Source organism: Streptomyces sp. NBC_00659, assembly GCF_036226925.1.
Classification (GTDB): domain Bacteria; phylum Actinomycetota; class Actinomycetes; order Streptomycetales; family Streptomycetaceae; genus Streptomyces.
In genome coordinates, this window is record NZ_CP109031.1 from 4,142,776 (window position 1) to 4,155,748 (window position 12,973).

Here is a 12,973-nt window from a genome sequence, read left to right on the forward strand (position 1 = left end):
TTGAGATTGGCCCACCCGCTCTTCGGGGCAAGCAGTGGTTGTACAGCTACAGGAGGTGGCGGCGACGGATGTCGAGCATGTCGAGGGCGAGGGTGGCCCGGCGGATCGCCGCGGGCGCGGCGTACGGCGGGGGCGGCGTCGGGCTGGTGGGGGCGGCGGCCGTCGGTCTGGTGCTGGCCGAGGTGCAGTTGGTGAAGCGGCATGTGGGCAACGGACACGCTCCCTACGCCCCGCGCGCGGACGGTCTGTACGGATACGACTACGCCGGCGCCTCCCCTGACGAACCCCCGCTGCGGCTGACGATGCTCGGCGACTCGACGGCCGCAGGCCAGGGGGTGCGCAGGGCCCGGCAGACGCCGGGCGCGCTGCTGTCCTCGGGACTGGCGGCGGTGGCCGAGCGGCCGGTGGAGCTGTGCAATGTGGCGCTGCCCGGCGCCCAGTCGGACGACCTGGACCGCCAGGTCGCGCTCGCCCTCACCGACACCTCCCGACTGCCCGACGTCTGCGTGATCATGATCGGCGCGAACGACGTGACGCACCGGATGCCGCCGACACGCTCCGTACGCCATCTGTCCGCGGCGGTACGCCGGCTGCGCACGGTCGGTGCGGAGGTGATCGTCGGCACCTGTCCCGACCTGGGCACGGTCGAGCAGGTCCAGCAGCCGCTGCGGTGGCTGGCGCGGCGCGCGTCCCGTCAGCTCGCCGCCGCCCAGACGATCGGCACGGTCGAGCAGGGCGGCCGTACGGTGTCGCTGGGCGACCTGCTGGGCCCGGAGTTCGAGGCGAACCCGCGCGAGCTGTTCGGCCCCGACCACTACCACCCCTCGGCGGAGGGGTACGCGACGGTCGCCATGGCCCTGCTGCCCACGGTCTGCGCGGCGCTCGGCCTCTGGCCGGCGGAGGAGGAGCGTCCGGACGTCTCGCGCCACGAGGGTTTCCTGCCGGTCGCCCGCGCCGCGGCGGAGGCCGCGTCGGAGCCCGGCACCGAGGTCACCGCCGCGCTGCCCACCGGGCCCCGCGGCCCCTGGGCCCTCCTCAAACGCCGCCGCCGCCAACGCCTCCCGGCGACGGACCCGGCCCCGACCCCGCTCAGCTGACCCCGGCGGGGTGCCGGGCGGACGGCCCACCCGTACCCGGCTGCGGGTGCGTGGGGGCCGGCCGCGCGGTTCCCCGCGCCCCTGGCTCTTTCACCCAGCCCGGCACCGAACGCCCGGCCCCGATCCGGGCAGGCCCGTAGCCGGGTGCGGCTCCGTGGGGCCGGGCCGCGCGGTTCCCCGCGCCCCTGGGTCTCTCACCGCGGCCGGCGGAAAGATCCAGTCCTCCGGCGGGTGGAAGATTCAGCCCCTCCGGCGTTTGAGGAGCGGGGCCCGGGGCAGAGCCCCGTGGACGGCCCCTACCCCCGGGGCACCTCTCCCCCCGGCCGGCCGAAAGATCCAGCCCCCCGGCGTTTGAGGAGCGGGGTCCGGGGCGGAGCCCCGTGGGCGGCTGCCCCGACGCGGGGGCACCTCCTTCTCCCGGCCGGGAGAAACACACCCCGCCCCCGAAGGCGCCCCCGCCAGCAAAAAGCAAGCGCTTAGAAAAGTGCGGCCGGTGTCACACCCCCACACCGGTGACCTCGACGGTACGTACGGGTAACTTCCCAGACAGCCCTGCACACTTCCCGTACGCCAATGGAGCCGTGATGCCCGAAGCCGTGATCGTCTCAGCCGCCCGCTCCCCGATCGGCCGCGCCTTCAAGGGCTCCCTGAAGGATGTGCGCCCCGACGACCTGACCGCCACGATCATCCAGGCGGCCCTCGCCAAGGTCCCCGAGCTCGACCCGAAGCTCATCGAGGACCTGATGCTCGGCTGCGGCCTCCCCGGCGGCGAGCAGGGCCACAACCTCGGCCGCATCGTGGCCGTGCAGATGGGAATGGACCACCTCCCGGGCTGCACGATCACCCGTTACTGTTCCTCGTCCCTCCAGACCTCCCGCATGGCCCTGCACGCCATCAAGGCCGGCGAGGGCGACGTCTTCATCTCGGCGGGTGTCGAGATGGTGTCGCGGTCGGTCAAGGGCACCTCCGACGGGATGCCCGACACCCACAACCCCCTCTTCGCCGACGCCGAGGCCCGCACCCTCGAGGTCGCGCAGTCGGAGGGTTCGACCTGGCACGACCCGCGCGAGGACGGCCTGGTCCCGGACGCGTACATCGCGATGGGCCAGACCGCCGAGAACCTGGCCCGCCTCAAGGGCGTCACCCGCCAGGACATGGACGAGTTCGGCGTGCGCTCGCAGAACCTCGCCGAGGAAGCCATCAAGAACGGCTTCTGGGCGCGCGAGATCACCCCGGTCACGACCCCGGACGGCACGGTCGTCAGCATGGACGACGGCCCCCGCGCGGGCGTGACCCTGGAGGGCGTCCAGGGCCTCAAGCCGGTCTTCCGCCCCGACGGCCTGGTCACCGCGGCCAACTGCTGCCCGCTGAACGACGGCGCCGCCGCCCTCGTGATCATGTCCGACACGAAGGCCCGCGAGCTCGGCCTGACCCCGCTCGCCCGCATCGTCTCGACCGGCGTCACCGGCCTCTCCCCCGAGATCATGGGCCTCGGCCCGGTGGAGGCCAGCAAGCAGGCGCTCAGCCGCGCCGGCCTCACCGTCGACGACATCGACCTGTTCGAGATCAACGAGGCCTTCGCCGCCCAGGTGATCCCGAGCGCCCGCGACCTGGGCATCCCGCTGGACAAGCTGAACGTGAACGGCGGCGCCATCGCCGTCGGCCACCCCTTCGGCATGACCGGCGCCCGCATCACCGGCACCCTCATCAACAGTCTCCAGTTCCACGACAAGCAGTTCGGCCTGGAGACCATGTGCGTCGGCGGCGGCCAGGGCATGGCGATGGTCATCGAGCGTCTCAGCTGACAGTCATGACCCGTTCCTGTGACGGGATTTGAACCCAGCGTGAACGAATCGGCCCAGAAGCCCGGAACCACCGGGCCTCTGGGCCGATTTGTGATCCAATCCCTTCCAAGATGTGACCTATGTCCCCTCGGATGGACATTCCCGCAGGTCAGGTGCGTGCACGGTTAAACCTGAGGGCCAAAGTCCTGTCCTATTCGTGACGTTACGCACTGACAGTTTGGCGGTTCGCCCTTCAAGCTGATGTAGGAAGTCGGGGGCCGACTTTGAACCGGGAGTACGTCAGTGAGCGCCATGTCGATTGCTCTGCTGCTCGCCACAGCCGCCACAGCGGCCGTGGGCGTCGCCGTTCTGCACACCCTGCGGGGTCTGCGTCGGCAGGTCGCAGCCCTGCACAGTGAACTCGTCGCGAGCCGCGCCAGTGCGGCGCGGGGCCTCGTGCCCGCGGCGCGCGGATCCGCCGACGCGGACGAGATACGCACGGCCGTCGCCGACGCGCTGGCCGAGGAGCGGGAGCGGGAGCTCGCCGAGGCGCGGGCCTTCTGGGCCGCCCAGGAGACGCGTGACGCCTCCGACGCGCCGTCGCTGCTCGGGCTGCCGGACACCGAGCTGTTCCTGCCGCGCCACTCGGACTTCGTGGGCCTGGACCACCTGGAGCCGGTGGCCGAGACCGGTACGGATGTCGAGGAGTTCCTCCAGACCGGTACGGCCGGCGACTCCCCCGAACTCGCCGCGGCCCGCCGCCGTCACCCCTCCCACCCGGACTTCGTCCCGGCCCAGTCACCGGTGGTCAACGACCACGAACGCACGGTGGCCCGCCTGGAGGAGCTCGCCGAGTCCCGTACGGAGCTGGCGGACGTCCGCCCCGGCCCGCTCGGCACCCTCGACGTCTACGTCTTCGCCGACGGCACGACCCTGTGCATGACCCCCGGCCACCGTGAGACCGCGCAGCGGCTCGCCGCCGCCCTGACGGCGGGAGAGGCCCCGGTCCTGCTCGGCGGCTCCGGTGTCTCGGGCGCGTACGCCCTGACCTTCTCGTTCGGCGAGGAGAGCGTCTACATCCTGGCGGACCGCGTCATAGCGTCGCTGTAGCGTCCGCCCCGAGGGGGGAACCGCACGGCATCCCGCGCGCCGGAGCCGGCCGAGAGGATCAGACCCCGGCGCGTTTCTGTGCCTCGGCCACGAGCGTGACCGCTTCCGCCAGTTCCTCCTCGTTCTTCAGTACGAGGGCCAAGTCGTGCGCGGCGACCGTGATTTGGTCGGCGGCGGCGAACATCCCGGCGTCGGGCATCTCCCGGGGCTCGCCCGACGGGTCCTCGACCCGCTGGGCGCGCAGCGCGAACTCCCTGGCCAGCCCCAGTGCCTCCGCCGCGGCACTGCGTTGCAGGCGGCTCTGCGGGGCGGCCCGCAACCGGTCGGCGAAGTGGTCCACGGCTCGGCTCAACGGCGTCGTATCCAGCACGCCGCGAGACTACGCGCAGCGGCGGGACTGTTGCCAACAACCCAACCCTCAGGCACGGTGGCGTGAAGGACCGGCTTACATCCCCTTTGCGTTCGGAGGCGCCGATGTCCCAAGTCTTCTCCGCGGAGACCCATCGCAACCTGCTCGCCCGCATCCCCCATTGCACCGGTCGTGAGATCTCCGACTGGCTTCGCACCGTCGAGGAAGGCCCCGCCCTCTTCCGTTTCGAGGAGAAGGTCAGCTGGCTCCGCGCCGAGCACGACCTCGCGTACGGCCACGCCAAGGCGATCATTCACGAGTACGACCTGAGGAGGGCCGCGCGCAAACTGCTGTGAGCGCGCACCACCGAGACGACCGGTACCCGACGACGGCCGGTATCCGACGACGATCCGGCACCCGATGACGAAGGGCCCGCGAACTGGTGGTTCGCGGGCCCTTCAGGTCACCTGACGGCCTGTCCGGCCGTCGGCGTCACTAGTCTCTGCCGCTGAAGATGGCGACCAGCCGCAGCATCTCGACGTAGATCCACACGAGGGTCATGGTCAGGCCGAACGCGGCCAGCCATGCCTCTTCCTTCGGCGCACCGTAGGTGATGCCGTCCTCGATCTGCTTGAAGTCGAGGGTCAGGAAGAACGCGCCGATCAGGATCGCGAGGATGCCGACGATCGCGCCCAGCGGGCCGCTGCTGCGCAGTCCGCCGTCCGGGGCGACACCGAAGACGACCAGGAGCAGGTTCACCGCCATGACGGCGACGAAGGCGATGGCGATGGTCAGGCCGATACGCGCGTACCGGGCGGTGACCCGGATCCAGCCCGCCTTGTAGACGAGCAGGGTGGCGCCGGTGACCGCCATGGTGCCGAGCACGGCCTGGAAGGGCGCGCCGTGCCAAACCGAGTTGTACATCTCGCTGATGACACCGAGGAAGACGCCCTCGAAGGCGGCGTACCCGATGATCAGCGCGGGGGTGGCGGCGCGCTTGAAGGACTGCACCATCGCGAGTACGAAGGCGACCAGCCCGGAGCCGATGGCCAGGCCGTAGCTCGTGCTGGAGACCGGCAGCAGCGCCCAGGCCAGGACGGCACCGACGACGACGGTGCCGAGCGTCATGGCCGAACGCATGACGACGTCGTCCATCGTCATGCGGCCGGTGGTGACCGGGGCCTGCGGCGGAGCGCCCTGCTGGAGGCCCTGCTGTGCGTAGGGGTTCTGCGCGTAGGGGTTGCCGCCCTGCTGGGCGTACGGGTTCCCCTGCGTGCCGACAGCGGGTCCCCCGGCCTGCGGCGCCGCGTTGAAGCCCGCGTAGCCGTTGTCGCGGCTGAACCCCCGTCGCGAGAAGACCGGGTTACTGCTCCTCATTTCACTCCTCCATGGCCACCCTCGTGGCCTTGGCTCAAGAGTAATAGGTAGGCAAAGGAATGACCCTAGTGCTTGGGGAGGATCTTTCCCTCGTTGTGCCACCGTACGCGTGTGTCCCCTGGCACGCCCGTACTGGTACGAAGCCGTGACACCCGCTTCCGGGAAACGGCTTCACGGGGCACATGCCCTCTCAAGCCGCCTTGATCACCCGCTATTCCCGTTGTTCGCCGAGAGGAAAGCCCGTGTACCCCTCCGCGAGGTCCGCCGCGGCCGCGCGCGAGCTCGCGATCCGCTCCAGGCGGGCCCGCTGGACACGGTCCTCGAAGGGCGTCGCGGCGGGGTCGCGGTGCAGCAGGGCTGTCATGTCGTACGAGAACCGCTCGGCCTGCCAGACCCGGCGCAGACAGGTCTCGGAGTAGGCGTCGAGCCGCTCCGCCGATCCGGTGTCCCCGAGGTGGATCAGGGCGCGGGCGAAGGTGACGACGTCGCCGACGGCGAGATTGAGGCCCTTGGCGCCGGTCGGCGGCACGATGTGGGCGGCGTCCCCGGCGAGGAAGAGCCGGCCGTGCCGCATCGGCTCGTGGACGTAACTCCTCATGGGTGTCACGGACTTGGAGGTGATGGGGCCGCGCCGCAGCCGCCAGTCACCGGCGGTCTCCAGACGCCGTTCCAGCTCGTCCCAGATCGCCTCGTCGCTCCACTCCGCCGCGTCCGTGCCCTCGGGCACCTGGAGGTAGAGGCGGGAGACGGTGGGCGAGCGCATGCTGAGCAGGGCGAAGCCGCGGTCGTGGCGGGCGTAGACGAGCTCGTCGTGCGAGGGCGCGACGTCGGCGAGGATGCCGAGCCAGCCGAAGGGGTAGGAGCGTTCGAAGGTGCGGGAGAGCGCGGCGGGCACGGCCCGGCGGGCGACGCCCCGGAAGCCGTCGCAGCCGACGACGTAGTCGCACTCCAGCACGTCCTCGCGCCCCTGGTGCCGGAACCGCACCCGGGGCCGGTCGCTCTCGGCCCCCTCGACGGCCAGCGCCTCGGCCTCGAAGAGCAGCGGCCCGCCCTCCGCGATCTGGAGCGCGACGAGGTCCTTGCACACCTCGGTCTGCGCGTACACCATCACCGAGCGCCCGCCGGTGAGCGCCGGGAAGTCGATCCGCTGCCGCTTCCCCCCGTACCGCAGCTCGATCCCGTCGTGCCGCAGCCCCTCCCGGTCCATCCGCTCGCCGGCCCCGGCGGCCCGCAGCACGTCCACGGTCCCCTGTTCCAGGATCCCGGCCCGCTGCCGCTGCTCCACATAGGCCCGGTCCCGGCTCTCCAGGACCACGGACTCGATCCCGGCACGGTGCAGCAGCCGGGCCAGCAGCAGCCCGGCGGGCCCGGCTCCGACGATCCCGACGGTGGTCCGCATCGGCATACCCGCACCTTCTCTCGCTGTTCGCGAAGTGAACTTTCCTTCACCTCACCGCGAGTCTCCGCCGCCACGGAACCGATGTCAACGGGCGCCGGGCCTACCGGCATGAGGGATCGGCACTGAACGCGGTACGCGAGCCTCGTCGGCCGGCCCACCCGCAAGGGCACCTGACCAGACGAAGGACCGGCCGCGACGGAACGAGGGCGGGACGGCCTCTGGAAGCCCGTCACCAACGGGAGGACGTGAGCCGCGCGGGGACCGAGGGGCCGCAACCCGAAAGGTCGCGAGGCGCCACCGGATGCTTGCGGAAGCCTCACCCGAAGGATCCCCGGGTGAGGCCGCGTGCCCGGAACCGGACTTGAACCGGTACGCCCGCGAGGGGCAGCGAGGTTTAAGCTCGCCGTGTCTGCATTCCACCATCCGGGCAGATCATGGGCTCCGCATCGAGGTTCCGAGCCTATCGGGGCGCGTCACCCGAACAGCGGGCGTGCGTACCGACGTTGTCTTATTTTATTGATGTCTGAGGGTGCATCAGCACACCGCACAGGCCGTCAGCACTTGCCAACAGCCTCCCGGACGCGCTGAGCGCCCGTACGCGGATTGACGGAATTTCACCGTCCGAACGCGATCACGACGAACGCCTGACGAGGTTCCGGGCCGGCCGCAGGGCGCGCGACCGCGCGCCGAGCGCTCTTCGTGCCCGACCCGGACCGCTCTCAGGGAGCTCCGTCATCCCCAGGTATGACGCGACCGCTCCCGGTCCGACCCCAGGCTGCCTCCGGAACCGGAACAGGGGGTGACTACATCCCGCGGATCGGCACGGACGATGGAACACGTCCCAGCAACGTCATCGACGTCGTCGTACCGACAGGAGCACCCTTCCGTGACCACCACTCACCTCGCCGGCACAAGCACCGCGGTCGCAGCCCGCGCCACGGAACTGTCGAAGGTCTACGGGCAGGGCGAGACCCAGGTGGTCGCGCTCGACCGGGTCACCGTCGACTTCCGGCAGGCCGAGTTCACCGCGATCATGGGTCCCTCGGGGTCGGGCAAGTCCACGCTGATGCACTGCGTGGCCGGGCTGGACACCTTCTCCTCCGGCTCGGTGCGCATCGGCGACACCGAACTCGGCTCCCTGAAGGACAAGCAGCTCACCAAGTTGCGCCGGGACAAGATCGGCTTCATCTTCCAGGCGTTCAACCTGCTGCCGACGCTGACGGCCCTGGAGAACATCACCCTCCCGATGGACATCGCGGGCCGCAGGCCCGACAAGGAGTGGCTGGACAGCGTCATCAAGATGATCGGCCTCGCCGACCGCCTGGGCCACCGCCCCTCCCAGCTCTCCGGCGGCCAGCAGCAGCGCGTCGCCGTCGCCCGCGCCCTCGCCTCCCGCCCCGAGATCATCTTCGGCGACGAGCCGACCGGAAACCTCGACTCGCGCGCGGGCGCGGAGGTCCTCGGCTTCCTGCGCAACTCCGTACGCGAGCTGGGCCAGACCGTGGTGATGGTGACGCACGACCCGGTGGCCGCCGCCTACGCGGACCGCGTCGTCTTCCTCGCCGACGGACGGATCGTCGACGAGCTGCACGAGCCGACCGCGGACTCGGTACTGGACCTCATGCGGAACCTTCCCGGGGGAAACCCCCGGACCTCCGAGTCCGACGGCAAGAACCGCACGAGCTGACGCGGGCCGAGCCCTCCCGACGCTCCCCCACTCCTCGTACACCTGGACTGAGACAGACCATGCTCCGTACCGCCTTGCGCAACGTGTTCGCGCACAAGGCCAGGCTCCTGATGACCGTGCTCGCCGTCCTGCTCGGCGTCGCCTTCGTCTCGGGGACCCTGGTCTTCACCAACACCATCTCGGACGCCTACCAGAAGAGCTCCGCCAAGGGCTTCGACCAGGTCGACGTCGCCATCCGCCCCAAGAGCGCGGCGGACACGGACGACACCCTCGGCAGGAGGCACGACCTGACCCGGCCCCTGCTCGACAAGGCGGCCGGAGTACCGGGAGCGGCCTCCGCGATCGGTGTCGTCAACGGCTTCACCGCCATCGCCGGCAAGGACGGCAAACTCATCGGCGGCGGCTTCCAGTCGCAGGGCGGCAACTTCTGGGGCGACAAGGACCCCCGCTATCCCCTGACGGCCGGACACGCGCCGCACGGCACCGGCGAGATCGCGATAGACGCCGAGACCGCGAGGCGGGCCGGCTACAAGGTCGGCGACACCGTACGCCTCTCGGTCGACGGCCCCGTCCTCAAGCCCGTCGTGACCGGCGTCTTCCGCACGGACGACGGCAACGTGGCCGCCGGCGGCAGCCTCGCCCTGTTCGACACCGCGACCGCGCAGCGGTTGTTCCACTCGTCCGGCACCTACGACGAGATCGACGTGAAGGCAGCGCCGGGCACCAGCCAGAGCGCGCTGCGCGAGGCGCTCGACGCCGTCGTACCGAAGGACACCGCCTCCACCGTCACCGGCCGGCAGCTCGCCGACGACCAGGCCGAGCAGATCTCCGCGGCGATGAGCGGCATGAAGACGGGCCTGCTGGTCTTCGCCGGGATCGCGCTGTTCGTCGGCACCTTCATCATCGCCAACACCTTCACCATGCTGGTCGCCCAGCGCACCAAGGAACTGGCGCTGCTGCGCGCCGTCGGTGCCTCCCGCCGCCAGGTCACCCGGTCGGTGCTGATCGAGGCCTTCGTGGTCGGCGCGGTGGCGGCCGTCGGCGGGCTCGCCGCGGGCATCGGCATCGGCGCCGCGATGCGCTCCCTGATGGGCACGCTCGGCGCCACGGTCCCGGACGGCCCGCTGGTCGTCTCGCCCGGCACCGTCGCCACGGCACTGCTCGTCGGCGTCCTCATCACGATGCTGGCCGCCTGGCTGCCGGGCCGCCGCGCCGCGAAGATCCCGCCGGTCGCCGCGATGAGCAGCGTCCACGCGAAGGCGACGACGAAGTCCCTGGTCCTGCGGAACACGATCGGCGCCCTGCTCGCCGCCGCGGGTGTCGCCGTGGTCCTCTACGCCACGACGATGGACGGCTCCGACGGCCAGGCCCCGATGGGTCTCGGCGCGGTGCTGCTCATCATCGGCGTCTTCGTCCTCACCCCGCTGCTGTCCCGCCCGCTGATCGCCGCGGCGGCCCCGGTCCTGCGGATCTTCGGGATCTCCGGCAAGCTGGCCCGGCAGAACTCGCTGCGCAATCCGCGCCGTACGGCCGCCACCGCCTCGGCGCTGATGATCGGTCTCACGCTGATCACCGGCATGACGGTGATGGCGGGCAGCCTGCAGAAGTCGATCGACAAGATGGCCAGTTCGGCGATCAGGGCGGACTACGTCGTGTCGATGGCCAACGGCAACTCCCTCTCCCCGGACATCGGGAAGAAGCTCGCCGGGGTCGACGGCGTCACCGACACCAGCCCGCTGCGCAACGCGCCCTCCCGCATCGACCGGCAGACGGAGTTCCTGACCGGCGTCACGGGCTCGGCCATCGGCAAGCTCACCGATCTCGACGTCACCGACGGCGCCTTCGAGGTCGGCGGCACCGGGGTCGTGGTCGACTCGGACACGGCCGGGTCCCACGGCTGGAAGGCCGGTTCCCGCTTCCAGGTCTCCTACGAGGACGGCGCGAAGGAGAGCCTGACCGTCGCCGGGGTGTACGAGGCCAACGAGATGATCCGGGGCATCATCCTCGACAACGCCACGCTCTCCCCGCACCAGCGCGGCGCCTCCGACATGCAGGTCATGGTGAAGACGGCGGGCGGCGCCTCGGCCGCGGTCAAGGACCGGCTGGAGAAGGCCCTCGGCGACAACCCCGCCGTCAAGGTCCAGGACAAGAAGGACATCTCCGACGGCATCGCGCAGATGTTCACGCTGATGCTGAACATGCTCTACGGCCTGCTGGCGATGGCGGTGGTCGTCGCCGTCCTCGGCGTCGTCAACACCCTCGCTATGTCGGTCTTCGAGCGCTCGCAGGAGATCGGGATGCTCCGCGCGATCGGCCTGGACCGCAAGGGCATCAAGCGGATGGTCCGTCTGGAGTCCCTGGTCATCTCGCTCTTCGGCGGTGTCCTCGGCATCGGTCTCGGCGTGTTCTTCGGCTGGGCGGCCGGCCGGTTGCTGGGCAGCAGGATGTCGACGTACGAACTGGTCCTGCCCTGGGGCCGGATGGCGGTCTTCCTCCTGCTCGCGGCGACGGTCGGCGTCCTGGCGGCGCTCTGGCCGGCCCGCCGGGCGGCCCGTCTGAACATGCTGACGGCGATCAAGTCGGAGTAACCGCGCACGGCGGACGGGCCGGAGCGACGGCCCCGGAGAAACAGGGGGAGGGGGCCCGATCCGGATGGATCGGGCCCCCTCCCCCGCGTCGCGCCGCCGCTCCGCGCGTCAGTTCCAGGTCCTCGCCCGCAGCGGCATCCCGGACGGGCCCGCCCCGCCCCGGGTCTTCACCGCCAGCACCTGGTTGACGCCGATCTGGTTGCGTTCGAAGGCGACCGCGCTGGCCGCCATGTACAGGCGCCAGACGCGGGCCCGGCCGACACCGGTGAGCCGGACGGCACGGGACCACCCGGCCTCCAGATTGGCGACCCAGCGGCGCAGGGTGAGCGCGTAGTGCTCGCGCAGGACCTCGACGTCACGCACCTCGAACCCGGCCCGCTCGAGCTGCGTCACGGTCGTCCCGACGGGCGCGAGTTCGCCGTCGGGGAACACATAGGCGTCGATGAACGGGTCGACGGCGTACGACGACTCGTCGCGCTGCGGGCGCCGGGCGATCTGGTGGTTGAGCAGCCGCCCGCCGGGGACGAGGAGGCCGCCGAGCACCTCGGCGTACTCCAGGTAGCGCTCGGCGCCGACGTGTTCGGCCATGCCGATGGAGGAGATCGCGTCGTAGGGCCCGTCGGTGACGTCCCGGTAGTCCTGAACCCTGATCTCCACCCGGTCGGTCAGGCCCTCTTCCGCGACCCGTTTACGGGCGTACGCGGCCTGTTCCTGCGACAGCGTCACCCCGACCACCCGCACGCCGTGGTCGCGGGCGGCGTGCACGGCCATCGAGCCCCAGCCGCAGCCGACGTCGAGGAGCCGCTGACCGGGCTTCAGAGCCAGCTTCCGGGCGACGAGTTCGAGCTTGTCGCGCTGCGCCTCCTCCAGGGTGCCGCCCTCCTCCCAGTAGGCGCACGAGTAGACCATGGACGGGCCGAGGACGAGCTCGTAGAACTCGTTGCCGACGTCGTAGTGGTGGCTGATGGCGCTCCGGTCGCTGCGCTTGGTGTGCAGGTGGCGGTTCCGGCGCACCTCCTCGGGGGGCGGGGCGGGCGGCAGCGGCAGCCCGGCCATCCTCACCAGCCCGCGGGCCGCCGCGCGCACCTCGGGGTCACGCAGCGCCGCCCCGAGCCCGCGCGCGTCCTCGGGGCGCTCCCACACGAGCCCGGAGATCAGGTCCAGGGCGGTGTACAGGTCCCCCTCGACGCCGAGGTCACCCGAGACCCAGGCGCGGGCGAGTCCCAACTCGCCCGGCTTCCACAGCAGTCGGCGCAGGGCCCGCCGGTTGCGGACGACGAGCGCCGGAGCCGCGGGCGGACCCGCTTCCGAACCGTCCCAGGCGCGCACGCGCAACGGGAGCGGGGCTCCCAGCAACTGTTCGACAAGGCCTTTGAGACGCGGCGCGGCGTCCTGCATGGCGTACACCTCCGAGACAACACTCCCGAACGCTCCGACACCACGTAAACATCTACCCCGTCAGCGGGCAGTCCCGCTTCCACGACACAGATTCGCAAAATGTGTGTACGCACCACACTTTGAACGCGGCGCCCGCCTCCGCCGACGCGGCGGGTTGCGCGGCGCGCAGGGTGGGCCGGGGAAC

At 71.1% G+C, this 12,973-nt stretch carries 10 protein-coding genes and 1 tRNA gene; 6 read left to right on the forward strand and 5 right to left on the reverse strand.

Features of this window, described 5'->3' with window-relative positions; translation table 11 throughout:
* The first annotated feature begins 68 nt into the window (after positions 1-68).
* From OG410_RS17825 to OG410_RS17835, 3 genes are all read left to right on the forward strand, one after another.
* Positions 69-1,097 carry an SGNH/GDSL hydrolase family protein gene (locus OG410_RS17825; protein WP_329300073.1) on the forward strand — a complete coding sequence of 343 codons (1,029 nt, stop codon included), beginning with the start codon at positions 69-71 and terminating at the stop codon, positions 1,095-1,097.
* Positions 1,098-1,681: 584 nt separating this feature from the next.
* Positions 1,682-2,902 carry an acetyl-CoA C-acetyltransferase gene (locus OG410_RS17830; RefSeq protein WP_329300074.1) on the forward strand — a complete coding sequence of 407 codons (1,221 nt, stop codon included), beginning with the start codon at positions 1,682-1,684 and terminating at the stop codon, positions 2,900-2,902.
* A gap of 291 nt (positions 2,903-3,193) precedes the next feature.
* On the forward strand, positions 3,194-3,991 hold the full coding sequence (locus OG410_RS17835) for a hypothetical protein (protein WP_329300075.1): 798 nt from the start codon (positions 3,194-3,196) through the stop codon (positions 3,989-3,991).
* 58 nt (positions 3,992-4,049) lie between these two features.
* Here the strand turns inward: OG410_RS17835 and OG410_RS17840 are convergent, their stop codons facing one another.
* Positions 4,050-4,361, reverse strand: a complete 312-nt coding sequence (locus OG410_RS17840) for a hypothetical protein (protein ID WP_329300076.1) — start codon at positions 4,359-4,361, stop codon at positions 4,050-4,052.
* 104 nt (positions 4,362-4,465) lie between these two features.
* Here OG410_RS17840 and OG410_RS17845 point away from each other — a divergent pair, with 104 nt between their 5' ends.
* Positions 4,466-4,696 (forward strand): DUF4287 domain-containing protein, encoded by a 231-nt coding sequence (locus tag OG410_RS17845; RefSeq protein WP_326787336.1) that lies wholly within the window; start codon positions 4,466-4,468, stop codon positions 4,694-4,696.
* 139 nt (positions 4,697-4,835) lie between these two features.
* Here OG410_RS17845 and OG410_RS17850 read toward each other — a convergent pair whose 3' ends face one another.
* The 3 genes from OG410_RS17850 to OG410_RS17860 form a co-directional block, all read right to left on the reverse strand.
* Positions 4,836-5,717: a Bax inhibitor-1/YccA family protein gene (locus tag OG410_RS17850; RefSeq protein WP_329300077.1), complete on the reverse strand. Its 882-nt coding sequence runs from the start codon at positions 5,715-5,717 to the stop codon at positions 4,836-4,838.
* Positions 5,718-5,928: 211 nt separating this feature from the next.
* A complete protein-coding gene (locus OG410_RS17855; RefSeq protein WP_329304156.1) occupies positions 5,929-7,116 on the reverse strand; it encodes a 4-hydroxybenzoate 3-monooxygenase in 1,188 nt (395 codons plus the stop codon).
* A 346-nt stretch (positions 7,117-7,462) separates the two neighbouring features.
* Positions 7,463-7,545 (reverse strand) — tRNA-Leu (locus OG410_RS17860).
* Positions 7,546-8,002: 457 nt separating this feature from the next.
* Here OG410_RS17860 and OG410_RS17865 point away from each other — a divergent pair.
* Both OG410_RS17865 and OG410_RS17870 read left to right on the forward strand, forming a co-directional pair.
* Complete coding sequence (locus OG410_RS17865) at positions 8,003-8,803, forward strand: ABC transporter ATP-binding protein (RefSeq protein ID WP_329300078.1); 801 nt, start codon at positions 8,003-8,005, stop codon at positions 8,801-8,803.
* A gap of 59 nt (positions 8,804-8,862) precedes the next feature.
* A complete protein-coding gene (locus OG410_RS17870; RefSeq protein ID WP_329300080.1) occupies positions 8,863-11,391 on the forward strand; it encodes an ABC transporter permease in 2,529 nt (842 codons plus the stop codon).
* Between the two features lie 108 nt (positions 11,392-11,499).
* On the opposite strand, the gene OG410_RS17875 is transcribed toward OG410_RS17870, so the two are convergent.
* Positions 11,500-12,789 carry a cyclopropane-fatty-acyl-phospholipid synthase family protein gene (locus OG410_RS17875; protein WP_329300081.1) on the reverse strand — a complete coding sequence of 430 codons (1,290 nt, stop codon included), beginning with the start codon at positions 12,787-12,789 and terminating at the stop codon, positions 11,500-11,502.
* Positions 12,790-12,973: the final 184 nt, after the last annotated feature.